The sequence below is a fragment of the Candidatus Binataceae bacterium genome (assembly GCA_035500095.1).
Lineage (GTDB): Bacteria > Desulfobacterota > Binatia > Binatales > Binataceae > JAKAVN01.
On sequence record DATJXN010000014.1, the window covers coordinates 34,130 to 57,846 of the forward strand.

The 23,717-nt window shown below is 65.1% G+C and carries 23 protein-coding genes and 1 riboswitch; of the genes, 15 read left to right on the forward strand and 8 right to left on the reverse strand.

Annotated features, from left to right (window positions below; genetic code table 11):
- Nucleotides 1-24: 24 nt before the first annotated feature.
- The 3 genes from VMI09_02260 to VMI09_02270 all read right to left on the reverse strand — a co-directional run bounded on the left by VMI09_02260 (nucleotide 25) and on the right by VMI09_02270 (nucleotide 2,334).
- Nucleotides 25-897, reverse strand: a complete 873-nt coding sequence (locus VMI09_02260; GenBank protein HTQ23489.1) for an LLM class F420-dependent oxidoreductase — start codon at nucleotides 895-897, stop codon at nucleotides 25-27.
- 46 nt (nucleotides 898-943) lie between these two features.
- The gene (locus VMI09_02265) at nucleotides 944-1,321 is read right to left on the reverse strand and encodes a carboxymuconolactone decarboxylase family protein (protein HTQ23490.1); all 378 of its coding nucleotides are present in this window, start codon (nucleotides 1,319-1,321) and stop codon (nucleotides 944-946) included.
- A 113-nt stretch (nucleotides 1,322-1,434) separates the two neighbouring features.
- Nucleotides 1,435-2,334, reverse strand: a complete 900-nt coding sequence (locus VMI09_02270) for an NAD(P)-dependent oxidoreductase (protein HTQ23491.1) — start codon at nucleotides 2,332-2,334, stop codon at nucleotides 1,435-1,437.
- Nucleotides 2,335-2,553: 219 nt separating this feature from the next.
- Nucleotides 2,554-2,666: riboswitch (SAM riboswitch) on the forward strand.
- A 107-nt stretch (nucleotides 2,667-2,773) separates the two neighbouring features.
- Here VMI09_02270 and VMI09_02275 point away from each other — a divergent pair.
- The 9 genes from VMI09_02275 to sat all read left to right on the forward strand — a co-directional run bounded on the left by VMI09_02275 (nucleotide 2,774) and on the right by sat (nucleotide 9,828).
- A complete protein-coding gene (locus VMI09_02275) occupies nucleotides 2,774-3,517 on the forward strand; it encodes a HesA/MoeB/ThiF family protein (protein ID HTQ23492.1) in 744 nt (247 codons plus the stop codon).
- A gap of 27 nt (nucleotides 3,518-3,544) precedes the next feature.
- A complete protein-coding gene (locus tag VMI09_02280) occupies nucleotides 3,545-4,807 on the forward strand; it encodes a threonine synthase (protein HTQ23493.1) in 1,263 nt (420 codons plus the stop codon).
- A 79-nt stretch (nucleotides 4,808-4,886) separates the two neighbouring features.
- The gene (locus VMI09_02285) at nucleotides 4,887-5,165 is read left to right on the forward strand and encodes a ubiquitin-like small modifier protein 1 (GenBank protein ID HTQ23494.1); all 279 of its coding nucleotides are present in this window, start codon (nucleotides 4,887-4,889) and stop codon (nucleotides 5,163-5,165) included.
- Nucleotides 5,119-6,165, forward strand: a complete 1,047-nt coding sequence (locus tag VMI09_02290; GenBank protein ID HTQ23495.1) for a PLP-dependent cysteine synthase family protein — start codon at nucleotides 5,119-5,121, stop codon at nucleotides 6,163-6,165. Before VMI09_02285 ends, VMI09_02290 begins: the two co-directional genes overlap by 47 nt.
- The gene (locus VMI09_02295) at nucleotides 6,135-6,380 is read left to right on the forward strand and encodes an NIL domain-containing protein (protein ID HTQ23496.1); all 246 of its coding nucleotides are present in this window, start codon (nucleotides 6,135-6,137) and stop codon (nucleotides 6,378-6,380) included. The genes VMI09_02290 and VMI09_02295 overlap by 31 nt, the downstream gene beginning before the upstream one ends.
- Nucleotides 6,381-6,427: 47 nt before the next feature.
- On the forward strand, nucleotides 6,428-7,162 hold the full coding sequence (locus tag VMI09_02300) for a hypothetical protein (GenBank protein HTQ23497.1): 735 nt from the start codon (nucleotides 6,428-6,430) through the stop codon (nucleotides 7,160-7,162).
- Nucleotides 7,159-8,028: an HAD hydrolase-like protein gene (locus VMI09_02305; GenBank protein HTQ23498.1), complete on the forward strand. Its 870-nt coding sequence runs from the start codon at nucleotides 7,159-7,161 to the stop codon at nucleotides 8,026-8,028. Before VMI09_02300 ends, VMI09_02305 begins: the two co-directional genes overlap by 4 nt.
- A 55-nt stretch (nucleotides 8,029-8,083) precedes the next feature.
- Nucleotides 8,084-8,653 carry an adenylyl-sulfate kinase gene (cysC, locus tag VMI09_02310; GenBank protein ID HTQ23499.1) on the forward strand — a complete coding sequence of 190 codons (570 nt, stop codon included), beginning with the start codon at nucleotides 8,084-8,086 and terminating at the stop codon, nucleotides 8,651-8,653.
- On the forward strand, nucleotides 8,650-9,828 hold the full coding sequence (sat, locus tag VMI09_02315) for a sulfate adenylyltransferase (protein ID HTQ23500.1): 1,179 nt from the start codon (nucleotides 8,650-8,652) through the stop codon (nucleotides 9,826-9,828). The genes cysC and sat overlap by 4 nt, the downstream gene beginning before the upstream one ends.
- Before the next feature lie 81 nt (nucleotides 9,829-9,909).
- On the opposite strand, the gene VMI09_02320 is transcribed toward sat, so the two are convergent.
- The 5 genes from VMI09_02320 to VMI09_02340 form a co-directional block, all read right to left on the reverse strand.
- Complete coding sequence (locus VMI09_02320; protein HTQ23501.1) at nucleotides 9,910-10,257, reverse strand: hypothetical protein; 348 nt, start codon at nucleotides 10,255-10,257, stop codon at nucleotides 9,910-9,912.
- 148 nt (nucleotides 10,258-10,405) lie between these two features.
- On the reverse strand, nucleotides 10,406-10,822 hold the full coding sequence (locus tag VMI09_02325; GenBank protein HTQ23502.1) for a nuclear transport factor 2 family protein: 417 nt from the start codon (nucleotides 10,820-10,822) through the stop codon (nucleotides 10,406-10,408).
- 136 nt (nucleotides 10,823-10,958) lie between these two features.
- Nucleotides 10,959-12,938, reverse strand: a complete 1,980-nt coding sequence (locus VMI09_02330; GenBank protein ID HTQ23503.1) for a sulfatase — start codon at nucleotides 12,936-12,938, stop codon at nucleotides 10,959-10,961.
- A complete protein-coding gene (locus VMI09_02335) occupies nucleotides 12,935-14,908 on the reverse strand; it encodes a sulfatase (protein HTQ23504.1) in 1,974 nt (657 codons plus the stop codon). Before VMI09_02335 ends, VMI09_02330 begins: the two co-directional genes overlap by 4 nt.
- A 265-nt stretch (nucleotides 14,909-15,173) precedes the next feature.
- On the reverse strand, nucleotides 15,174-16,916 hold the full coding sequence (locus VMI09_02340; protein HTQ23505.1) for a CocE/NonD family hydrolase: 1,743 nt from the start codon (nucleotides 16,914-16,916) through the stop codon (nucleotides 15,174-15,176).
- Nucleotides 16,917-17,452: 536 nt separating this feature from the next.
- Here VMI09_02340 and VMI09_02345 point away from each other — a divergent pair.
- From VMI09_02345 to VMI09_02370, 6 genes are all read left to right on the forward strand, one after another.
- On the forward strand, nucleotides 17,453-18,115 hold the full coding sequence (locus tag VMI09_02345) for a peroxiredoxin (protein HTQ23506.1): 663 nt from the start codon (nucleotides 17,453-17,455) through the stop codon (nucleotides 18,113-18,115).
- A 263-nt stretch (nucleotides 18,116-18,378) separates the two neighbouring features.
- A complete protein-coding gene (locus VMI09_02350; GenBank protein HTQ23507.1) occupies nucleotides 18,379-19,881 on the forward strand; it encodes a trehalose-6-phosphate synthase in 1,503 nt (500 codons plus the stop codon).
- A 28-nt stretch (nucleotides 19,882-19,909) separates the two neighbouring features.
- Nucleotides 19,910-20,662, forward strand: a complete 753-nt coding sequence (gene otsB / locus VMI09_02355; protein HTQ23508.1) for a trehalose-phosphatase — start codon at nucleotides 19,910-19,912, stop codon at nucleotides 20,660-20,662.
- A 92-nt stretch (nucleotides 20,663-20,754) separates the two neighbouring features.
- A complete protein-coding gene (locus VMI09_02360; protein HTQ23509.1) occupies nucleotides 20,755-21,918 on the forward strand; it encodes a cobalamin-independent methionine synthase II family protein in 1,164 nt (387 codons plus the stop codon).
- 72 nt (nucleotides 21,919-21,990) lie between these two features.
- Nucleotides 21,991-22,524, forward strand: a complete 534-nt coding sequence (locus tag VMI09_02365) for an OsmC family protein (protein ID HTQ23510.1) — start codon at nucleotides 21,991-21,993, stop codon at nucleotides 22,522-22,524.
- Between the two features lie 11 nt (nucleotides 22,525-22,535).
- On the forward strand, nucleotides 22,536-23,312 hold the full coding sequence (locus VMI09_02370) for a rhodanese-like domain-containing protein (protein ID HTQ23511.1): 777 nt from the start codon (nucleotides 22,536-22,538) through the stop codon (nucleotides 23,310-23,312).
- Nucleotides 23,313-23,717: the final 405 nt, after the last annotated feature.

A 23,717-nucleotide genomic window follows, 5' to 3' on the forward strand; every position in this document is an offset into this window, starting at 1 on the left:
GCCTCGACGCGATCGGTCTTCAAATCATACGTACAACGACGCGAGCCGCTGCAGCTCTGCCTGGTAGTTCTCGGGCCTTAACGCCGCATCGAGCGTCATGATGACAAACCGATGAGCCCCGGCGGCCGCGTACTGCTCGAGCCCCGCCTGCACCTCGGCGCGCGCGCCGCGCATTTCGCGGCGCATCAGCGTGATCTCCTTGCGCTCGAAGTCGCTGCCGGCCGAATCGCATTCCGCCTTGAGCTTTGCGAGCTCGTCTCTGAGCTGCGCGGGACTCAGGAAAATCGGGCACCATCCGTCGGCCCATCGCGCCACCCAGCGCAGCGCATTCTTGTCCTTGCTGCCGATGATGACCGGGGGACCGCCCTTGCGCGCGGGCTTCGGATAGCATCGCACCGGCGGGAACTTTACGTAGCGGCCGTCGAACGACGCCTCGTCGCGCGTCCACAACTCGCGCATCGCGGCGATGTGCTCGCGCGTCTGGGTCCATCGATGGGCAAAGTCCACGCCGAGGAGTTCCGATTCCTCGCGGAGCCATCCCGCGCCGATCCCGAGGATCACGCGCCCGCCCGAAAAGCGGTCGAGCGAGGCCAGTTCGTTGGCGGCCAGCAGCGGATTGCGCTCGGGCACCAGCAGGACGCCGGTCGCGACCATCAGGCGCGTGGTCGCCGCCGCCGCCATCGCCATCGCCACGAACGGATCGCACATGTGGTAATAGACTTCCGGGATTCCGCCCTCGCCGGGGCGCGTCTCGGGCAGCGGGGTGGCCGTATGCACGGGCATCACCGAATGATCCGGCATCCACAGCGACTCGAAGCCGAGGGTCTCGGCGGCGCGGGCGAGATCGGCCGGATTGGCGCTGCGCTCGTTGGGCGCGACCAGCAGTCCTATCTTCATTGAAGTCCTCGAGCGCAAAACCGCCGCCCCGCGGCGCACACAAGGGCTACTTCTTGGGGGGCGCGGTGACCTCGGTGAAGGCGCGAATCGCCTCGACCGCGCTCGGCACGCCGCTGTATTGCGAGAGATGGAAGATCATCTCCTTGAGCTCGGTATGCGTGATGCCGAGGTTGAGCGCGCCGCGCATGTGAACCCGCAATTCCGCGCCGCGGCCGAGCGCGAGCAGCGCCGCCATCGTGATCATCGAGCGGGTTTTGATCGGCAGGCCGGGACGGGCCCAGATGCCGCCGAACAGTTCGTCGTTCAGAAATTTGCCGAAGTCGGGGTCGAAGCCGCTCAGGAATGCATCGCCCGCCTTGGCGCCCTTCTCGCCCCACAACTGGGTGCGTATCTCCATCCCTTTTTCACGCTTGTCGTCGGCCATGTGTGCATCTCCTTCGAATAGCAAGTAGTGCGAAGCAGTTATTTGACGTGAAGTCCGCCAGTCAATCGTCGGAAGCCAGAACCCGCATCGCCGGAAGCCGGAATCCGCGCGCCCTACGAAGAGCTGCGGACCTTAACGCCGGCGCGCTCTTCCTGGACCATGAACGTCGCCGAAGAGTCCTTCTCGCCCCAGCCCTTGTTGAGCGCCTCGAGGAAATCCTGCTCGGCGTGCGCCGCCATCGGCATCGGCACGTTGAGCTCGCGCGCGAGCTCGGTCGCGAGACCCAGGTCCTTGCGCGCGAGCTTGAGCGCGAAGGTCACGCGGTCGAAGGTGCCGCGAAAGATCATCTTCGGCAGCGCCGCGTTGAGCACCATCCCCTGCCCGTATGCGCCGCCCTGCACCGCGCGCAGCAGCGCTTCGGGTGACACGCCCGCCTTGACGCCCATCGTGAAGGCCTCGGCCAGCAACTGGGTCGAGCAGATCGCGATCATGTTGTGAACCAGCTTGGCGACCGAGCCGGCGCCGATCTCTCCGATGTAGGTGACCTTGTCGCCGATCGCGTCGAGCACCGGCTTGACCTCGTTGTAATCCGCTTCGCTCCCGCCGACCATCACCGCGAGCGTCGCCTTTTTAGCGCCGACCACCCCGCCGCTGACGGGCGCGTCGAGCATCCGGATGCCCCGCGCCTTAAGGCGCGCGTGAACCTGGCGCACCACCGTGGGCGAATTGGTCGAAAGGTCGATATACAGGCTCCCCGGCGCCATCGCGCTAATAAGCCCGCCCTCGCCAAGCGCCACCGCCTCGACCTCGCGCGGCCCCGGCAGCGAGGTGAAGACGACCTGGGCGTCTTTGGCAACCGCGGCGGCGCTGTCGGCCCATTTTGCGCCGCCGGCCAGATGCGGTTCGGCCATCTGGCGCCGGACGTCGTTGACCGTTACCTGATGGCCCGCCTTCATGAGATTGAGCGCCATCGAACCGCCCATGTTGCCGAGCCCGATGAATCCGATTCGCATAACTAACCTCCCGTGCCGGGGGAACTGCCGCGCACGCCGCAGGCAAAAAAACTCCGGTCGCAAGCCCCCTTAAAGCATCGCCGGACAAATCCCGCAAGGAAAAGCGGGAGTATCGGGATCGGCCGCCGGAGCTATCTACCGAACCCATCTGCTAGACTAACCGACGGCTCGGGCAGTTGACTTTGCGCGGAGGGTTGGATAACCGTATTTGGCCTATTGGCCTTATCCAGAGCGGCGGAGGGACTGGCCCGATGATGCCGCAGCAACCGGCCCGCAAGAGGGTGCTGGTGCTAACTCCAACGGAGCCCGTACGAGGCTTCGGTAGATAAGGCGAGAGTCAACGTACCCTCGTCCTTATCGCAGGAGGAGGGTTTTTTCCTTTAGCCCCCCTCGCAGCACTGCCGGATGGAACGTCCAAAGGCCCGGGCGTGAGAGTGAGTTGGGAGAGCAGCCACAATTGGAGAAAGCAACGGTTTTGGTGGTCGGGATGGGCGGGCTGGGTGTTCCGGCCGCCTGTGCGCTCGCGCGGGACGGCGCGAAGCGCATTGGCCTTGTCGATCCGGACCCGGTCGAACTCTCCAATCTCCCGCGCCAGGTGATCTACGGCGCAGCTAGCCTCGGGCGGCGCAAGGTCGAGGCAGCGGCCGAGCGCCTTCGTCACGACCACTGTGACCTCCGCGTCGACACGTATCCGGTCGCGCTCGACGCCGCGAACGCCGCCGATCTGATCGGACGCCATGACTTCGTGATCGACGCGACCGACGATCCCTCCGCCAAGTTTCTCATTAGCGACACGTGCCTCGCGCTCGAACGCCCCTTCATTTATGCCGGCGTGCTCGGGATGACGGGCCAGGCGATGACCGTGCTGCCCGGGCGCACGGCGTGTCTGCGATGCCTGTTCGAGCAGCCGCCCGATCCGGGCGAGATTGCGAGCTGCCGCGAGGCAGGAATAATCGGCCCGGTCGCGGCCCTGATCGGCGAGATCGAAGCGGCGGAAGCGATCCGCTGGCTGGGCGGCGGCGTGCCTCTGCTCGCGGGAAAAATTCTGACCTATGACGGATCAGTGAGCGGCCGAATGCGCACGTTCGAGGTGAGCGCGCGCGCCGGATGCGCCTGCGGGGCGGCCCGGCATGCAGCAAACGCGGCGGCGGTGCCATGCGGCCGCGACCATCCGCGCAATTAGCCGGGCAACTAACGAGGATTCAATGAGATGAGCTACGTCACCAACCTTAAGTGCCGCGAATGCGGCCAGGAATACCCGATCAAGCCGCTGCACGTATGCGAGGATTGCTTCGGCCCGCTCGAAGTCACCTATGACTACGCGAAAATTCGCGCCGCCATCTCGCGCGCGACGATCGCCGCGCGCCCGCACAACCTCTGGCGCTATCGCGAGCTGCTGCCGGTGGACGGCGAGCCCGAGGCGGGGCCGCATTCCGGCTTCACGCCGCTTCTGCACGCGCGCCGGCTCGGCGCGGAACTGGGGCTCAAGAAGCTTTACATCAAGGACGACACGGTCAACCATCCGACGCTCTCTTACAAGGACCGCGTGGTGTCGGTGGCGATCACCAAGGCGCGCGATTTCGGCTTCACCACGGTCTCCTGCGCTTCGACCGGCAACCTGGCGACCGCGGTCGCGGCGCATGCGGCGCGTGCGGGGCTCCGGTCGGTGATCTTCATGCCCGAGGGCGTCGAGTCGGGAAAAATCGTCGGCTCGTCGATTTACGGCGCGCGGGTGATCACGATCCGCGGCAACTACGACGACGTCAACCGGCTGTGCAGCGAGATCGCCGACAAGTACGGATGGGCCTTCGTCAATATCAATCTGCGCCCGTATTACACCGAGGGCGCCAAGACCTTCGGTTTCGAGGTCGCCGAGCAGCTCGGATGGAAGCTGCCCAACCATATCGTGCTGCCGACGGCGGGCGGCACGATCCTGCCCAAGGTCGCCAAGGCGCTCAAGGAACTCAAGGAGGTCGGCCTGATCCATAGCGGCGAGTTCAAGATTCATTGCGCGCAGGCGGCCGGCGCGGCGCCGGTGATCAACGCCCTGCACAAGGGCACCGACCTGATCACGCCGGTCAAGCCCGACACGATCGCCAAGTCGATCGCGATCGGCAATCCGGCCGACGGCTTTTACGTGCTGCGCGCCGTACGCGAATCCGGCGGATGGGGCGAGATGGCGACGGACCCCGAAATCATCGACGCGATCAAGCTGCTCGCGCGCACCGAGGGCGTCTTTGCCGAGCCGGCCGGCGGCACCACGCTCGCGGTGGCGCTCAAACTCATCGCCGCCGGGCGCATCAAGACCGACGAGAGCGTGGTGGTGTCGATCACAGGCAACGGCTACAAGACGCTCGAGGCGGTCGCGCAAAGCATCGAGCCGCCGCTCGTGATCGAGGCGCGGCTCAAGGACTTCGACGCGATCTATGAAAGCCTGGGCGACGGCAAGCGCTCGCTCAAGGGCGCGGCCTGAACGCGCGGCGGCGCGCTTGTAAAGCCGGGTGGCCAAGCATATGCATCAAACGCTAGTCTGAGAGGTGAAAGGTTCGATTATGCAAGTCAAGGTACGAGTCCCGACCCCGCTGCGCAGGTTTACCGGGGGTAACGACGAGGTTGCGGCCGCGGGCGAATCGGTCCGCGCGGTTATCGAGGACCTCGAAAAGCGCCATCCCGGGATGCGCGAGCGGCTGCTCGACGATCAGGGCGAGCTGCGCCGTTTCGTCAATATCTATCTGAACGGCGACGACATTCGCTTCCTCAACCAGCTCAACTCACAGGTCAAGGATGGCGACGATATTTCAATCGTCCCTGCGATCGCCGGCGGCGAATAGCGAAGAGCACGTGCCGGCGGCGCGGGCGCACAGCGTGCTCGAGCTGATCGGCAACACGCCGCTGCTCGAGATCACGCGCGTGTGCGCGGGGCTGCTCCGCCCCGGCGTGCGACTTTTCGCCAAGCTCGAGGGCTTCAACCCCGGCGGCTCGGTCAAGGACCGCGCCGCGCGCCACATGATCGAGCTCGGGCTCAAGCGCGGCGAGCTGCGTCCCGGCAAAACCATCATCGACTCGACCTCGGGCAACACCGGGATCGCGCTCGCGATGGTCGGCGCGGCGCTCGGTTATCCGGTCGAGATCGTGATGGCCTCCAACGTTAGCCGCGAGCGCAAGAAGATAATCGAGGCTTTCGGGGCCAAGCCGATCTACTCCGACCCGCTCGAAGGATCCGACGGCGCGATCGTGATGGCGCGCAAGATCATCACCGCCGATCCCGAGCGCTATTTCAAACCCGACCAGTACAACAACGAGGCCAATCCGCTGGCCCATTTCGAGACCACCGGCCCCGAAATCTGGCGTCAGACCCGCGGCCGCATTACCCACTTCGTCGCCGGAGTCGGCACCGGCGGCACCGTGATGGGCACCGGCCGCTACCTCAAGTCGCAAAACCCCGCGGTAAGGGTGGTCGGAGTCGAGCCGGACGACGCGATGCACGGGCTCGAGGGGCTGAAACACATGGCGTCGTCGCTCGTGCCGGGCATCTTTCACGCCGAGGAGCTGGACGACCGGCTCGCGGTCAGCACCGAGGACGCCTACGAGATGGTCTATGCGCTCGGCCAGATCGAGGGCGTGCTGGTCGGGCAATCGTGCGGGGCGGCCCTGGTGGCGGCCTTGCGGGTGGCGCGGGGTTTGCGCGAGGGATGCGTGGTGACCGTATTTCCGGACTTCGGTGACAAGTACCTGTCCACCAATCTGTGGATCGGATGGGAACAGTGGCGCAAGGAGCGCCTGCAAAAGCTCATCAGCAAATGGAACGCCTCCGCGAACGGTATTACCTGACCTATCCCAAGTCGCTCATCCGCGAGCCGCTGCTGTATCACCTGGTCAAGAAGTTCGACCTCGTGTTCAACATCCGCGGGGCGAGCGTCTCGGAATCGATGGGACTGGTTGCGGTCGAGTTCGAAGGATCGAGCGAACAGATCGAGCGCGCACTCGCGTGGCTGCGGCAAAGTGGAGTCACCGTCGAGCCGATCGAAAAGAACGTGATCGAATAGCCGCACGACGGCGGAGCGTCGGGCGACGGCGCGCCGCCTCCGGCTCTATGGTACTCACCGAAACACTCACCAACGGCCAGATCGAACGCTACAGCCGCCAGATAATCGTCCCCGGCGTCGGCGGCCGCGCGCAGGAGCGTCTGCTTGCTGCGCACGCCGCACTGGTTGCAAGGCCAAAGGACGCGGCGGCGGCGCTCGCCTACCTGGCCGGCTCCGGCGTCGGCCGAATAACGATCTATCCCGTCGCCAACCGCGCGCCGTATGCGGCGCTGATTGAACGAACGCGGGATCTCAACGCCGACGTACAGGCTGCACTGGCAAAAGACGGTACGCAACACGCTACCGTCCATGCTTTATCTCATGCTTGGCCTGATCATTCTCCCGCGACATTCGATGTGATCCTCGCGTTGATCGGTGACCAGGTGGCCGCCGATGTGACCGCGCGCGCCGCACGCGCGCGTCGTGCGCGCGCCGCAGTCATCGCGCGCCTGGATGCGCCGGCGCGAATCGCGATCCTGCCGGCGCCGCCGCCCTGTCCCCTATGCGCCGGCGCGGACTTGCTGGATGCGCCGCACGCGCGCGCCGCGAACGCGGGAGTGGTTGCGATGGCCGCGGTAGCCGAGGCTTTCAAGCTGCTGGCCGGCCTCGCCGGCCAGCAGCTTGAGAGCACCCTAATCGACTTCGACGGCTACGCCGCGCGGACGCGCCCGCTCGGCCGCGAAGCGCGCGGCGAGCGCCACTGTATCTGCGAGGCGCCGCTTAAGAGTGAGGAGCCGTCGTGAGCGGCGCCTTGCAGACGCGCAGGCGGCGCAGCCGTGTGGCCGGCGGCAAGGGCGCGCTGCGGCGCGCCCTCGCCGCCGGCCACATGCTCTGGATGTTCGACTTCGACAATACGCTCGCGCCGCTGGAGCCGGCCGTCGATTGGGCGGGCAGCCGGCGCGAGCTGCAGGCATGGCTCGCCGCGCAAGGGGTGTCGCAAGCGCTGTTCGGGGAGTTCCCGCGCGGCAACCTGGTGCTGTACGAGGCGCTGCGCGCGCGGCTCTGCGCGGGCGGCGACATCGCCCGCGCGGTGCTGGGCGGTCTTGGAGAGGCGTCCGCAGCCTGCGGCGGCGGACGCCTCTCCGAGACCGCGCGCTCGATCCTCGACGGCGCTTGCGCCATCATCGAGCGCCACGAACTCGCCGGCGTGCGCTCGGTCGCACCCGCTACGGGTGCGCTCGAACTGCTCCGCGCGCTCCGCGCCGCGGGCGCGACGGTCGCCGTCGTCACGTCGAATTCCTCACGCACCGTTGCCGCCTGGCTTAAGGCGCAGGCGGCCGACGGACGGGCCGACGCGGTCGAGTTGGTCGATCTGATTGTCGGCCGCGATAGCGGCCTCCCCCTGAAGCCGTCGCCCGCGACGCTCGAGCGCGCGCTTGCCCTTTGCACGGCCGCCTCGGCCAACGCGGCCTTCGTCGGCGACAGCGAGGCCGATCTCAATGCCGCCAAGGCGGCCGCAGTGCGATTCTACGGTATCAGCGCCACGGCCGAGGGACGTGACCGGCTGACGGCGCTTGGCGCATCGCCGGTCTTTTCCTCGCCGGCCGCGATGGCGATTTATCTCGATATGCCAATCGAAGGAACAGCTGCGGAGCGGTCGGATTTGTGATCTTGCAGTGGTTTGTAATTTTATATAACTTAAACGACTCACTTAGTAATATATAATCAGGGGGCGTGATTCCACCACGATGAGCGACGGTTTCACTTTGTGGTTCACCGGCTTGTCCGGAGCGGGCAAGTCAACGCTGGCATGGCTGGCGGCTGAGGAATTGCGGCGGCTGGGGTACCGAGTCGAGATCCTCGACGGCGACGAGGTGCGCACCCATCTGTCGAAGGGACTGGGATTTTCCAAGGAAGACCGCGACACCAACATCCGGCGCATCGGGTTCGTCTGCAAGCTGCTCGCGCGCAACGGCGTGATCGCGATCGCGGCGGCTATCTCGCCTTACCGCGAGATTCGCGACGAAGTGCGCAAGCAGCACGAGCGTTTCTTCGAAGCGTACGTGGAATGTCCGCTGGACACCCTGGTCGAACGCGACGTCAAGGGGCTTTACAAGAAGGCGCTCGCCGGCGAGCTCAAGGGTTTCACCGGCGTGTCCGATCCGTACGAGCCGCCGATTAACCATGAGCTGACCGTTAACACGAGCAGCGAAACTCCGGAGGAGAGCCTCGCCCGGCTGCTCGGCAGCCTCGAGGCGCTCGGCTACATCAGCCTCAAGGGAGCGCAGCGATGAGCACCGCGCATGGCGATCCGATCACCGCACACGGCGGCGGAGGGCTGGTCGATCTGAATGCGCCCGCGGCGGAGCGCGACGCGATCGCGCGCCACGCCGAAGGGCTCACGACGGTGCGGCTCGGCGCGCGGGACCTGGCTGACCTCGAGATGCTGGCCTCGGGCGCATTCTCGCCGCTTACAGGTTTCATGGGCGAGGCGGACTACGTGCGCTCGCGGGACGCGATGCGTCTGGCCGCGGGCGTGCCGTGGTCGATTCCGATCACGCTCGGAATCGCCGAGGCCGAGGCGCCCAGGCTCAAGCCGGGCGGGGAGATCGCGCTAGCCGACGGCGATGGCGTCCGCCTCGCGATTCTCAAGCTCGCCGAAATCTACAAGGTTGACCGCGCACGCGAGGCCGAGGCCGTCTTCGGCACCGCCGACCCTGCGCATCCGGGCGCAGCCAACGTGCTCGCGACGCCGCCATGGTGTCTCGGCGGAAGCGTGACCCTGTTCGGCGAGATTCCCGGCCGGACTTTTCTCGAATACCGGCTCGCACCGCGCCAGACGCGGGCCGCGTTCGCCGAGCGCGGATGGCGCAAGATTGTCGCCTTTCAGACCCGCAACCCCACCCATCGCGCCCACGAATACATCCAGAAGGCGGCGCTCGAGATCTGCGACGGGCTTTTGCTTCATCCGCTCGTCGGCGAGACCAAGGGCGACGATGTTCCGGCCGCGGTGCGGATGGAGACCTACAAGGTGCTGCTGGACCTGTACTATCCGCGCAACCGCGCGATGCTCTCCGTGATGCCGGCGCATATGCGCTACGGCGGACCGCGCGAGGCCATCCTGCACGCCATCATCCGGCGCAACTACGGCTGCACGCACTTCATCGTTGGGCGCGACCATGCCGGGGTGGGCAGTTACTACGGCACCTACGACGCGCAAAAGATTTTCGAGCGCTTCAGCGCCGCGGAAATCGGCATCACGCCACTGACCTTCGAGAATACCTTTTATTGCAAGCGGTGCGGCGCGATGGCGTCGTACAAGACCTGCCCGCACGAGGATTCGGACCGGCTACTGCTGTCGGGAACCCGGGTCCGCGAGATGCTCCGCGCCGGCGAGTCGCCTCCGCCCGAGTACACTCGTCCTGAAATAGCGGAGATCCTGATGCGCGCGATGCGCCCGGGCGGCTGACCGCCTCGCCGCTGACGAACGCGCCCTTGCGCGTGCGGCTGATGCGCGATTGGCCGAGCGCTGTCCGGGCGCGATCAGCGATCAGTTGTCGTCGTCACCCGATTGCGGTTGGCCCTGCGTCGCGCCCTGATCGGTGTCGTCGCCCGACTGCTGCTGGGCGTTATTATTGTCGTCGCCATTCTGCGCGGAAGAATCGCCACCGTCGTCGTCGGCGGGAGCCTGCTGCATGTTGGGCTGCTGCTCCGCGTCGGGATCGTCGGGCGTCTGCGCCTGTCCGGCCTGGTAGTCGTCATCGCCGCCGCCGGATCCCTGCGCATCCGCCGAGCCGGGCACCGCGACCGAGCCGTCGGCCTGCGCGAGCGTTGTCGGATGCTTCGCGACGTGGCGAGACGCGAGGCTCGACATGCCGGGCGTCAGGCAGAAAGCCAACACTGCGCTCATTGCCCAGCTGATTGATACCGATTTCATTGATCTCCTTTCGTCTTCGACCGCTTCGGGAACTATCTGGTCTTTTCGATGGCTTCGCGGCCAGCTCACGCGCGCCGCAAGGCGCGGGCCCGACGTGGCCCGACAAACTCTATTGCAATGGCGGTTCTCCGCTCTCCGACGGTTCCAGCACCGGCGAGCCCTGATGCGACACCATCCACCACCGTCCGTCCGCGCGTTCGAAGACATTGGTCGCCAGCACGCGCGAGCGCGACGCGCCGTCGTAGCCGCGCTGGAGAAGATTTTCCTCGACCACCACCACCGCCAGGTCGCCGCTCGACATCACCTGCGGATCGGTCAGCTCGAACTTCATCTCGAAGACGTTTTCGAAGATCCGCTCCCAGCTGTTCATGATCGGGCCCCACCCGACGAGCCGGTTCCATCCGGGATGGATACAGACGATGCGCGGCTCGCGCAGCCACACCGCGCCCATGGCATCGGCGTCGAGGCTCTCGAAGGCCCGGTAAAATGCGCGGTTCGCCTCGAGGATCGTTTGGCGGTCGGACATAGCGCGCCTGCCGGCGGTGGCGGCGATGCACCCGAGTCTATTCAGTTTGCCGGGGATGCGCCAGACACTTCTGCGCAGCGAGACTGCCGGCCCGGCGCGCCGCGCGCGCGGCCCGCGAGCTCAGGGTCCGCGCGCGTCAACGGTCTGCGCTAGCGGACTTTTCGAATCGTTCCAAATACGGGTTCTGAAACGAGACCCAGGCTTCGAGCCGCAGATGGTCGCGCGCGATCGTTTGCGCGTAGACCGGGTCGGAAGCGAGATTGTTTTTTTCGTCAGGATCGGTTGCGAGGTTGTAGAGCTGACTGAGTTGGCGCGGGAAATTATAGATATATTTGAAGTTGCCCTCCACCAGGCCGAAGGTAAGATTTCCGGTGCCGGCAAAGAAGTAGGCCCGCGGCGGAAGCTCCCCGCCGAAGGCATTGGCGCCCTGCCACGCGGCGGGCGTGCCGAAGCCCAGCAGCGCCAGCAGAGTCGGCGCGATATCCACCTGGCGCATCAGGCGATCGACAACTACCTCATGCGGGAACTGCGCCGGGTTCTCGATCATAAACGGGATATGGACTTCTTCGTCATAGACACTGCCGCCATGGATCAACTGGTTGTGGTCGCCGAAGGCCTCTCCATGATCGCCCATAACGACCAGCAGGGTCCGATCCGCGAGTCCTTTCTTCTGCAGCGCCGCCGCCAGTTGCGTGATCAGTGCGTCGGTCGCCTGGACGGCGTTGAGATAGCGATTGAACCTGTCGTCGTGAACGCCGAAGTCGCGATTCGACGCCGACACGTAGGGATGGTGAGTGTCATGCGTCCAGAGCGTTACGAAGAAGGGCCGGTTGGGATCGCTCTCGATCCATTTGAGCGTCTCCGGCACCAATTCCGGATCGCGCGGGTAGGGATAGTCGCGCGGCTCGGCCATGACATCCTGGAAGCCATGATTCCTTAAGAACTCGCCCTCGCGGTCGAAAACGATCTGCCCGGAGTGGACGAAGGCGGTGCGGTAGCCATGGCTTGCGAGCACGGCGGGTAATCCCGGGATCGCCAGGGACGGGGCGAGTTGAGTGATGCTTGGCCAATCGTGATCCGGATAGACCGACGTGAACAGTGCGCCATAGGCGGCTGAAGTTTCAGCCTCAGATGCGTACACCCGCTTGAAAACCATGCCGTGGCGAGCCAGTTCGACGAGCCCGGGAGTATTGCCGAACGGCGCGCCGTAGAGCTGGACCCGCTCGGCGCCGACCGACTCCATCACCACCATCACCACGTTGAGCGGCCGCGGCCACGCTGCCGGGTTCAACCCGCCCACGGTAAAGCTATCCGCGCCGGAGCGTCGGCGTACTGCGGCGGGCTCGAAGTCATCGAGATAGCTGGCCGGGATGGCGTCGGTGATTACCGGCGTGCGCTTCTCGAAGAACGACGAGACCAGGGTCCATTGCGGGTTGAAGGACAAGAGCGAGTAGGGCACCCATCGAACCGCGCAGGCGTGGGCGGCGAAAAGATAGAGCACGGTAGCCGCCAGGCCGGCCGCCGAATAGAAACGCTTGCGCAAGCGCGTCAGCTCCTCAGGCGCAAGCCCCACCAGGATCGACGCAATCAGCACCGTCCACACGGGCGCCATCACCAGCGCTCCGACCAATCCCGGCGTAACGATCGATTGGGCCGAGGCCTGGATCGCGCGAAGGTTGTCGGCGGCCACGAGCAGACCGGCCGTCAGCGGCCGGCGAATGATGAGATAGATGACGTCGCTCAGATAGGTGTAAAGCGCGAGCGTCAGGCACACGGCCCAACCGGCCGCCACGACCGATCGGCGCGCCCATGGCCATCGAGCGATCGCAAACAGTCCGTGGAACAGCCAGGCGAACGCCGCTACCAGGAAAAGATCCCTGTAGGTCACAAGCGGCAGCAGCGCCACCAGGCCCCAGGTGAGCAGCGCATGCAGGGTTCTAAGCGGAGTGCAAACCGTCACGATCGCCAGCCCTACAAAGACGGCGAACAGGCAATCCGCGGGCTCGGCCCGATACTCCGGCTGCTCGGCCAACGCGAGATTGTCGCCCGTGTCGGGGTCGACGCCCGACGCGATGGCCGATTGCGGCACTGTCAGTGACAGATCATCGTAGCTCATCTAACGACCGCTCTTTCGTTATTGGGCGGGTGCGAGTTTTCGAACCGCGCCAGGTAACGGTTCTGAAAGGATACCCAGGCTTCAAGCCGCAGATGCGCGCGCTTCATCATGTAGGCATACGCGCTGTTCGAAGCGAGGTTCCGGGTCTCGCCCGGGTCGATCGCAAGATTGTAGAGTTGCGAGCGGTCGCGCTGAAAGTCGTAGATGTACTTGTAGTCGCCCTCGACCAGTCCGAAGGAAAAATTCCCGGTGCCCGCGAAGAGGTAGGCGCGAGCGGGCGCGCCGGGGTCGAAAACGTCGGCGCCCTGCCAGGCTGCGGGCGCGTTGAAGCCGAGCAGCGCCAGCAGAGTCGGCGCAATATCGATCTGGCGCACGACCCGATTCACCCTCAGCTCGCGCGGGAAAAGCTTCGGATTCACGATCAGCAGCGGCACCTGCACTTCTTCGTTGTAAATGGTGCCGCCGTGGATCAGCTGCCCATGCTCGCCGAACGCCTCACCGTGGTCGCCGGTAATCACGATCAGTGTGCGGTCCGCGAGCCCCATCGTCTGCAACGCCGCGGCCAGTTGTCCGATTATCCTGTCGGTCGCCCACACCGCGTTGAGATAACGGCTAAGAAAGGCGTCGTGGACGCCGTAGTCGTGATGCTGCACGGCCAGATAGGGATGGTGCGTGTCCTGGGTCCAAACGGTCAGAAAAAACGGTCGCGAAGGATCGGCCTTTATCCATTCCAGCGCCGGCGCCACCAGCCCGGCGTCGACGGGAAGGTCGGCGTCGCTATCGCGGTCGAAAACCTGGTCGAAGCCGCGGCTGCGCACGAACTCGCCCTGGCGGTCGAACACGAGCTGTCCCGAATGGATGAACGCCGTGCGGTAGCCTTTGCCCGACAAGACCGCGGGCAGACCGGGAATCGACAAGTCGGGGGCAAGCTGGGTGAGACTCGGCCAATCATGATCGGGATAGACCGAGGCGAACAGTGCGCCCATGGCCGCCGAGGTCTCCGCTTCGGCTACATAGGCCCGGTTGAAAACGAGCGCGCGGCGGGCCAACTCGGAGATGTTGGGTGTGTCGTCGAATGGCGCACCATAGAGCCCGAGGTGTCGGGCGCCAACCGACTCCATCACGATCATCAGAACGTTAAGCGGCCGTTCTGCCGCCGCCGCGAGCGCCGCCCCGGCGGGCAGGGCCGGCGCCGGCGAGGGGCGCTTCTCCGTCGGCTCAAAGTCGGCGAGATACCCGTTCGGGATAACGTCCTTCACCACCGGCGTGTGCAGCTCAAAAGCCGACGACATCAGGGTCCACTGCGGATTAAAGGATGCCAGTGAAAAGGGCACGTTGCGGATGGCCCAGCCGTGCGCCGCGACGAGAAAGATCGACGTGAGCGACAGTCCCCAGAGGGAGTGAAAAGCGCTGCGCATCCGCCTCACTGCGGCGGGGGCAAACGATTCGAGGCTTATTGCGATCAGCACCAGGTAAGCCGGGGCCATCGCCAGCTCGGAAATCAGCGCGGGCGTCGCAATTGCGTGGATCGAGGACTGGATACCGCGCAGATTGTCGGCGGCCGCGAGCAAACCGAGAGTCAGCGGCCTGCGGATGACCAGATAGATGATGCTGCTCAGGTAGCCGTAGAGCGCGAGCGTAACGCTGACGGTCCATCCTGCAACCGCAACCAAACGCCTTGCCCACGGCGGCTTGACGATCGCGAAGAGTCCGTAAAAGGCCCACGCAATCGCCGCCAGCACGAACAGATCCTGGCAGGTCGCAAGCGGCAGCAACACGACGCGCCGCCACGGAAGGAGCGCATGAATGGTTCGCAGCGGCGCCGTGACCGTCACAATGGTCAGCGCAATGAACCCGGCGAACAGATACTCCGCGCTGTCGCGATGCGACGCTGGGGTCCGCGCCGGGGCAGCAGGTACCGCAGCGGCAAGCTCCGCGCGCGGAGCGCCCTCTGCCGGACTGGCAGCCATCAGCGTTGAGCCGATCCGTGCCGGTCGACACCCAGGCCGGCAAGGCGGTTAAGACGAGTATAAATAGCGACGCCGAGGAACCAGGTACCTGGCTCCGTCGCCCTCCCCTTGGGAAATAAGCTTAATTATCTCTAATTATGATTTCAAGCTGTATGACATGACTTGATGGCTTGTCTTTGGACAGAATTAGCCCGCCATAGGCAGAGCCGCCGGTTGCCCTGCCGCGATCGAGGTCTGCGCCGTACGCGAAAATACCCCAGGCGTCTCAGGGGCGGCGGGGCATCACCGGCAGGCTCAGATACGACGCGAAGCTCCGCTCGTGCAGCACGCTCTGCAGCGCCGGGCGCATCTCGGCGTCGGTGAACAGTTCGTGTCCGGTATTGGGATTGCGGTCGAAGCGCGGGAAATTCGACGAGCTTATCTCGAGCCGCATGCGATGGCCCGCCTTGAAGACGTTGGCCGTAGCCCACAGATCGATCCTGAATTCGTAAACCTTGCCCGGGACCATCAGCTTGGGATCGCTCTGCGACTCGCGCACGCGGGCCCGGATGATCCCGTCGGTCAGATTGCGCGCGAAGCCGCACGGCCCGGCGTCGACCAGCTTGGCCGTGAAGTCGGTGTCGGGCGCCGACGACGATGTGTAGAGCGTCACTGTCACCGGGCCGATCACTTCGAGGTCCTCCGTCAGCGGATCGGTCGAATAGACCAGCACGTCGGCGCGATGCTCGACCATGCTCTGGTCGAGCGCGCCACCCATCTGGGCGTTGGCGTAGCAGCACAGGCCCCCGCCCGCGGTCGGCACCGGGTTGAGCGGATTATAGAGGAAGGAGTCGGGCGGCTCATCGCCCGGCCCTTCGGTCGCGAGGGCGCCGTCGCCATAGACACTGTTGGCCTTGCCGCGGCTGTGCAGATAATAGCGCCGTATCTCGACGCCCGGCGGCGGCCACTCTTTCTCGTCGCGCCATTCATTGACGCCCATCACGAAGAGCCTGACCGGCGCGTCCTGGTCAACGCCGTTATCGACGCCCTTCAGCCAATGGTCAAACCAGCGAAGCTGCGTGCCGTCATAGTCGATCGCCACCGGCCCGGAGCGGAAACCATAGTCGACCTGTCCCACCAGGCTCGAGAACGGCACCGCGTGATGCCACGGACCGACTAGCAGGCGCTGGCCCGCGCGCGCCGCCGAGGAGCCGCCGCGCGCGCGCATCCCGGCGTAGTTGCGCAGCGTGCCGCCCATGAAGATGTCGTGCCATCCGGCGACGTTGAGCGCCGGCACGTCGATCTTATCGTGCTGCTCCTCGATGGAAATCGCGCGCCAGTAGTCGTCGTAGTAGGGATGCGCCAGCCACTCGAAGAAGTAGGGCGCGCCGATGCGAAAGAGCGGGAACTCGTTAAGCGGCATGAACTCCATCCGCTCACGCATCACGTCGATGCTGCCCATCAGCGCGCTCAGTTCCTCGGCCGCCTTGGGATTGTCCGCGCGCTCGCGCATCAGGCGGCTCAGTCCCAGCGTGATCATCAGCCAGCTCACGCTGAAGAAGAGTTCGAACGCGCCGCCCTGGAAAACCCATCCTTCGTGATAGTCGCTCGCCGTGATCGACGGCACCATCGCTTTCAGGCTCGGCGGACGCTGGGTTGCGGCGAGCCATTGTGTCGCGCCCATGTACGACGCGCCGAAGGTGCCGACCTTGCCGTTGGCGAAGGGCTGGCGCGCAAGGTGCTCGATCGTGTCGTAACCGTCGCGCGCCTCGTCAACGAAGCACCGAAAGCTCCCTTGCGAAGCGAACAGTCCGCGGCAATCCTGAACGACGACGTTGTAGCCGGCGCGCGCCGCGCGAACCGGGTCGAGCGTGTTGAGCGTGATTGGCGGAAACGATTTGTCGTAAGGCGTGCGGTTCAGCAGCACCGGCAGCTTCTCGGATCCGTCGGGCCGGTAGAGATCGGCCTTCAGCACGCATCCGTCACGCATCGGAATTTCGATGTCTTTTTCGATTATGATCCTGGACATCGGATCGGCCCCCTTTTCTTCCGTCGGGTCTCGTCTCGCGAACGCAGCGCCGGCGTGCGCCGTTTGCGCTGGCACGCCGCGCCGTTTAAGGTCGCTTGTAATCCGAGGAGCCCGCGGCTTCAAGCTGAAGTACCGCGGGGCCTCATCCCGAAACCGAGGTAACGATGGCGACGGAACGGCAGCGAGAAATCAAGCGGCGACGCAAGCGGCGCGAGAAGCGGCTGAAGGCGCGCACACGCGAGGCTCGCAAGCACAGAAAGAAGCGTTAACGGGCGATCATCATCTGGCTTGCGCCATCAATGCGACCGCCCTATCATTAGGAGACTTATAGAGCTGCATTTGTATTAAATACAGCTAAACCTATTGAAACCAGATGACTTTGGTAGCGGGTGAGCGCTATGCTTGCGCAGTCCGAGCGATTCAGAGACCGCACTCCGCGCATGGCGCGCCTCACGAGGCTGTGCGCGACCCGTCTTTGACCACGCCTGATCCCGCGCGGGACAGGTTCCATAACTATTGAACCAAGGAGGTTCGCGATGGCTCTGCAGTTAAACGACGTTGCACCGGATTTCGAGGCCGATACAACCGAAGGCCGCATCCGCTTCCACGACTGGATCGGCAATTCCTGGTGCGTGCTGTTCTCCCATCCCAAGGATTTCACGCCGGTGTGCACGACCGAACTCGGAATGGTCGCCAAGCTGAAAAGCGAGTTCGACAAGCGCAACACCAAGGTCATCGGTCTCAGCGTCGATCCGGTCGCCGACCACTCGCGATGGGCGAACGACATCAAGGAGACGCAGGGACAGGCGCCCAACTATCCGGTGATCGGCGACACCGACCTCGCGATTTCGAAGCTCTACGGGATGCTCGCGGCGAGCGCCTCGGGAGATGCGTCGAAGCGCACGCCGATGGACAATCTGACCGTCCGCAACGTCTTCGTGATCGGACCGGACAAGAAGATCAAGTTGATTATCGTTTACCCGATGACCACCGGGCGCAATTTCGACGAGGTCCTGCGCGTGCTCGACTCGCTGCAATTATCGGCCAAGCACAAGGTCGCGACGCCGGTCAACTGGAAGCCCGGCGACGATGTGATTATCGCGGGTTCGGTATCCGACGAGGAGGCCAAGAAGATCTACCCGCAGGGCTGGAAGGCACCGAGGCCCTATCTGCGGATCGTGCCGCAGCCCAAGGGATAGGAAACCTGGGGCGGGCTGCGGCGGTCGTCTGCGCAGAGGACCGCTGCCCAGATTAGCTCGCGACGGCACTCCTAGATCTCCGGATGCGCCCGATGCAGCTTCAGAAGCTGCGCCGGGCGCGGCCTTTTTGAGGCGCTCCTGGTCCGCCTCGCAACTCTGCGCTTGCCTCCGCGGCAAACGCGGCGTTAGAGTTGAATGGGGTCCGTAAATTTAGATCTTCTTTGATCGCGCTCGGCTATCATGAGCGCGCGTAGCGCCGGCCTATGGAACACCAGGGCAAAAAGGGTTCTGGCCATGCATCTCTGACCGCCACCGGCGGATCGAATGCACTCGGCAGCGGACGTCTCATCGTGGTGTCCAATCGTGCGCCGATCCGTGTCGTGCATGAGGGCGGCAAACAGAAAATTGAGCCTACCGTAGGCGGCGTCGGCAGCACCTTCCTGCGTCTGCTCGAACATATGGGAGGGGTCTGGATAGCGTGGTCGGGCACGCAGACCAGAACGCCCGGACGGCTGATGATGCCGCCTGGCGCCGACCCGGCGCGCTTTCAGATCGTGTTTTGCCCGCTCCGCGAACGCGACATCTCGCACTATTACTACGGCATGTGCAATCGGGGATTGTGGCCGTTGATGCATTTCATGACGGCCACTTGTCATTTCAACACGCTCCACTGGCGCCACTACGAGTCCGTCAATCGCAACTTCGCCGCGCTCGTCGCCGCCGAAGCCTGCGACGACGACGTGGTCTGGGTGCAGGACTTCCATCTTGCGCTGGTGCCGCTATTGTTGCGCGAGCAGCGCCCGCGCGTGCCGATCGGGCTCTTCTGGCACGTGCCGTTTCCGCCCGAGCAGATTTTCCGCGTATTCCCGTGGCGCACGGAGCTGCTCGAGGGCATGCTCGGAGCCGACCTCATCGGCTTCCACACGCGCTCCTACGTGAACCAGTTCCTGAACTGCTGCGAGCGCATCCTGGGCCTGCGCGTTGACCGCGCGCGCGACGAGGTCGCCACTCATCACGGCCCGGTGCGCGTTGGCGTCTTTCCACTCGGCATCCCGGCCGACTACTTCGCGGGGCTCGCCGCGACCGCGCGCGTGCAGGAGCGCACCCAGCGCGTGCGCCGCGCGCTCCGCACGCCGCACGTGGTGCTGGGCGTCGACCGTCTCGACTACACCAAGGGCATCCTGGAGCGCCTGCTCGGCTTCGAGCGCTTCCTCGAGGCCAACCCCTCCTACCATCGGCGCGTCACGCTGGTGCTGATCGCGGTGCCCTCGCGCACCAAGGTCGCCGACTATGGCGCGCTCAAGCGCGAGCTCGACGAGCTGGTCGGCCGCATCATCGGCCGCTTCTCCTCCGAGGGCTGGGTGCCGATCCGCTACCTCTATACGCAGTTCGGCGCCGAAGAGCTGGTCGCCTACTATCAGGCCGCCGACGTCGCGCTGCTGACGCCGCTGCGCGACGGGATGAACCTGGTCGCCAAGGAATACGTCGCCGCGCATCTCGCCGACGACGGCGCGCTCATCCTGAGCGAGTTTGCCGGCGCGGCCGAAGAGCTGACCCAGGCGCTGCTGGTCAACCCCTACGACGTTGACGCGGTCGCCGCGCGCATCAAGCAGGCGCTCGAAATGAGTCCGGCCGAGCGCGCGACGCGGATGCGCGCGATGCGCACGCAGGTCCATCGCAAGAACCTCGAGCATTGGTCCGAGCAATTCCTGTCCGCGCTTTTGCCGGAGCGAGACTTTGCCGCAGAGGCCTCCGCCGGCTTCTAAGCCGCCGCCGCTGCCACGCGCGGCGCTTTTGGAACTCGCGGCCCGCGGCCCGATCCTGCTCTGTCTCGACTACGACGGCACGATCTCGGACCTGGTAAGCAGGCCCGCGAGCGCGCGCCCGGTCGAGGGCGCCGTCGCAGCGATAAAAGCCCTCGCGGCGCGGCCGGAGCGTGTTGCGGTCGCGATCGTGAGCGGCCGCCCGGTCGCCGAAATACGCAGGATGACCGGGCTCGGCGATGCGGTGATGTACTCCGGCGTGCACGGTCTCGAAATCGCTGGAGGAGACGCCCAGGTCCGCGTGGCCGAGGCCGTATCCCGATGCGCCCCGGAGCTGGAGCGCGTGCGCACATGGACCGCGCGCAACGTCCCGCAGGGCGCCGGCTTCGAGGTCGAGGACAAACGGTACTCGCTGGCCCTTCACTATCGCAATGCCGAGCGCGCCGCGGCCGCCGAGCTATGCGCCCGCTTCGAGGAATTCGTACGCGCAAAGACGCCTAATCTGCGTGCCGCCCACAACAAGATGGTGGTCGAGGCGATTCCCGCCGCAGCCTCCAAGGGCGAAGCGCTGCGCGCCCTCTGCCGCGAGGCCGGCGCCGCCTTCGTGCCCGTGTACTTCGGCGACGATCGCACCGACGAAGACGCGTTTGCCGAAGCGGCCGGGCGCGGCGTCGGAGTTCTAGTCGGCGAGGCGCGCCCCTCGCTCGCGCGCTGGCGCGTGGAAAATCCGGCGGCGGTCGTGCGCACCCTTAAAACGCTCGCGGAGTCGCTCGATTCGCGATAAACCTCGGGCGGGCGGCGCGGCGCATCGCTTGCCTCAATCAAGGTTCGTTGCAACAGTAGCGGACACCGTTTATCAAAGGATTAATCGGACCGATGGCCCAGACCAAACTGTTTCCGGTAACCGTGGTCGGATCGTGGACGCGCCAGCCGTGGCTGGTGGCGGCGCTGCGCCAGCGCCAGGCCGGCGAAATCAGCGCCGCCGAATTCGACGCAGTAGCCGACGACGCCGTGCTCGCCGCGATCAAGTACCAGGAGGACGCGGGAGTCGATATCGTCGCCGACGGCGAGATGCGCCGCGACAATTTCTATTCCTTCGTGGTCGAGAAGCTCAGCGGGATGCGTCTGATGAAGCTCTCGCAGCTGATGGACTACGTGAAGGACCGCGCCGGCTTCGAGGAGATCCTGCGCGCGCTCGACGTTCCGGCCTTTGCGATCAAAAGCCCGATCGCGGTCGAGAAAATCCGCGAGCGCGAGGGACTGTGCGTCGGCGAGGCGAAATTCCTCAAGGAACACACCAAACGCGCGACCAAAATTCCGATTCCCGGCCCCTACCTGCTCACCCGCTCGAGCTGGTTCGAAGGGCTCTCCGACAAGGCCTACCCGACCCGCGAAGACCTGGCGCGCGACGTGGTCCAGATTCTCCGCCGCGAGATCGTCCGGCTGAAGGAACTCGGCATCGACTTTATCCAGCTCGACGAGCCCTCGCTCTCGCAGGTGGTTTACGGCGACGAGGCCGAGCAGACGTTCATGTGCGCGGCGCTTGGCTCGCGCACCGACCCGACCCACGAGCTCGAGTTCGCGGTGCGCCTGATGAACGAGACCGTTGACGGTATCGACGGCATGCATTTCGGCGTGCACGTCTGCCGCGGCAACTGGAGCCGCAAGGAGAACGTGCTGCTCGCGGGCAACTACGGGCCGCTGCTGCCGTGGCTGATGCGCATGAACGTCCATCAGCTGGTGCTCGAGATGGCCACGCCGCGGGCCGGCGAGATCGAGGTCTTCAAGGAGTATCGCAACGAAAAGGAGCTGGGCCTCGGCGTCAGCAATCCGCGCACCGACGAGATCGAAGCGCCCGCGGAAATCGTGAAACGGGTCAAGGAGATTCTGCGCTACTTCGATCCCGACAAAATCTATCTCAATCCCGATTGCGGCTTCGGCACCTTCGCCGAGCGCTGCGTCAACACCTCCCCGGTCGCTTTCCACAAGCTGCAGGCGATCGCGGAGGCGGCCGAGATGCTGCGCAAGGAATGCGGCTGAGAAACGCGCGCAGGGCCGCGAATCTAAAAAGGCACCGCTCGCAACAGCAATAAGATCAGGAGCGATAAGACTATGGCCGACGAAACGATCCTCAATGGCCTCCATCCCGCCAAGCTCAGGACGATCACCGATTCGATGCGCGACGATCCCAACGTGCTCAAGGACGTCAGCGGGCCGTGGAAATCGCGCGTGGTATGGCAGGGCGGCTTTCGGGCCAAGGCCTACATGCGCAAGCACGTGATCGAAATGGACGAACCCGAGGGCCTCGACGCAACCGACGCCGCCGCCAGCGCCCACGAGCAGCTGCTCTCGGCGATGGGCAGCTGCCTCACGGTCGGCTTCGTGCTCAACGCGACCAAGCGCGGCGTGCGCATCCACGACCTCGAAGTCGCGCTCGAAGGCAACTTCGAAAATATCCTGAAGTGGGCCGGCCACAGCGCCGACGGCAATCCCGGCTACTCCGCGGTCAAAGCCAAGCTGTTCGTGCGGGCAGACGCCGACGAAAAAACCCTCCAGGAGCTATGGCGCCTCGCGGTCGAAGGCTCGCCCGTCACCCAGACCATCGCGCGGCCGACCCGGATCATCACCGAGTTCGAGAAGGTCTGACCCAAGACTCGATGATACGGCTCGCTGGAGCGGATGCGGTCGCCGAGCGGATCGGCAAGGCCGATTTCGTGATCGTCGATCCGCGCCGCCCGATGAAATACCTGATGGGCCATCTGAGCGGCGCGCTCAATCTGCCCGTCTATCGCGCGTTCGGCGACGACGGCGCCCTGCTCGAACCGGCGGCGCTCGCCGAATGGCTCGGAGCAGGCGGCGTCGGCGAGGGCGTGACGCCTGTGCTCTACGATTCGCCGCAGGGACAGAATGCGGCAATGCTCACGTGGATCATGGAGTATCTGGGCGCGCCGGAGATCCTCCTGCTCGACGTCTTCTTCGAGCAATGGAAGAGCGAGGGCCGCGAGGTCACCTACCGTCCGGTCCCGACGCCTGCCAGAAGGCGTTTTGTGCCGCGGTTGGACCAACGGATGCGCGCGACGCTCGACGAGGTGCGCGCCAACACCTCCGATCGCCTGATCGATTTCCGCTCGCGCGAAGAGTTTACCGGCGAGCGCGACCTCGACGGCGCGCCCGGCCATCTTCCGCGCGCGGTCAATGTCGTATGGAGCGCGCTCAACGGCGCGGAGGGCCGCCTCCTCGGCTCACGCAAACAGCTCGAGCTTAGGTTCGCGCAGGCCGGCGTCGCAAAGGGGCAGAAGGTTATCGCCTATTGCCGCAGCGGGCCGCGCGCCGCACTTGGATACATCGCGCTGGTGCAGGCGGGTTACGACGCGCGGCTGTTCGACGGATCGTTCCTTAAATGGTCGCGCGCCGGCCTTCCGGTCGAAAAATGAACGCCCGATAGTACTCGCGGCGCGACGCGGATGCCGCTTCCCGCTTAGCCTCGGAGAGCACAAACCGATCCGAACGCTGTCGTAACGGCGACCCGATACGAATGCGGCGCCGCAACTATTGATTCCTGCATAAATAACGTCCTAGCATAGGCGCAAAGAAAGAGGACTGTGGCGGATGAAGGAACGAAGCAGGCCGGCTTTGTATTGTAGAGAGCGGGTGTGCCGGCGTCCGGCAGCGGCGAGCGCGTCAACATCCGGGCAGGCCAGATTCACCAGCGGCTTGGTCTTGCGCTAGCTCCACAGGTACTCGACCGGGTTCAGCTCCGGGGCATAGGGCGGAAAGTAAAATTGCCACCACTCCAGCACGTCGAGGAAGACCGCGGTGGCGGGCGCGCGATGGATCTT

Coding starts and splice junctions, on each gene's coding strand:
- VMI09_02265 (HTQ23490.1), bottom strand. CDS start 1,321: ATGGCCGACGACAAGCGTGAAAAAGGGATGGAGATACGCACCCAGTTG.
- sat (HTQ23500.1), top strand. CDS start 8,650: ATGAGCACCGCGCATGGCGATCCGATCACCGCACACGGCGGCGGAGGG.
- VMI09_02335 (HTQ23504.1), bottom strand. CDS start 14,908: ATGGCTGCCAGTCCGGCAGAGGGCGCTCCGCGCGCGGAGCTTGCCGCT.
- VMI09_02325 (HTQ23502.1), bottom strand. CDS start 10,822: ATGTCCGACCGCCAAACGATCCTCGAGGCGAACCGCGCATTTTACCGG.
- VMI09_02370 (HTQ23511.1), top strand. CDS start 22,536: ATGATACGGCTCGCTGGAGCGGATGCGGTCGCCGAGCGGATCGGCAAG.
- VMI09_02330 (HTQ23503.1), bottom strand. CDS start 12,938: ATGAGCTACGATGATCTGTCACTGACAGTGCCGCAATCGGCCATCGCG.
- VMI09_02360 (HTQ23509.1), top strand. CDS start 20,755: ATGGCCCAGACCAAACTGTTTCCGGTAACCGTGGTCGGATCGTGGACG.
- VMI09_02290 (HTQ23495.1), top strand. CDS start 5,119: ATGGCGACGATATTTCAATCGTCCCTGCGATCGCCGGCGGCGAATAGC.
- VMI09_02340 (HTQ23505.1), bottom strand. CDS start 16,916: ATGTCCAGGATCATAATCGAAAAAGACATCGAAATTCCGATGCGTGAC.
- VMI09_02270 (HTQ23491.1), bottom strand. CDS start 2,334: ATGCGAATCGGATTCATCGGGCTCGGCAACATGGGCGGTTCGATGGCG.
- VMI09_02300 (HTQ23497.1), top strand. CDS start 6,428: ATGGTACTCACCGAAACACTCACCAACGGCCAGATCGAACGCTACAGC.
- VMI09_02345 (HTQ23506.1), top strand. CDS start 17,453: ATGGCTCTGCAGTTAAACGACGTTGCACCGGATTTCGAGGCCGATACA.
- VMI09_02280 (HTQ23493.1), top strand. CDS start 3,545: ATGAGCTACGTCACCAACCTTAAGTGCCGCGAATGCGGCCAGGAATAC.
- VMI09_02365 (HTQ23510.1), top strand. CDS start 21,991: ATGGCCGACGAAACGATCCTCAATGGCCTCCATCCCGCCAAGCTCAGG.
- VMI09_02350 (HTQ23507.1), top strand. CDS start 18,379: ATGGAACACCAGGGCAAAAAGGGTTCTGGCCATGCATCTCTGACCGCC.
- VMI09_02285 (HTQ23494.1), top strand. CDS start 4,887: ATGCAAGTCAAGGTACGAGTCCCGACCCCGCTGCGCAGGTTTACCGGG.
- VMI09_02295 (HTQ23496.1), top strand. CDS start 6,135: ATGGAACGCCTCCGCGAACGGTATTACCTGACCTATCCCAAGTCGCTC.
- VMI09_02260 (HTQ23489.1), bottom strand. CDS start 897: ATGAAGATAGGACTGCTGGTCGCGCCCAACGAGCGCAGCGCCAATCCG.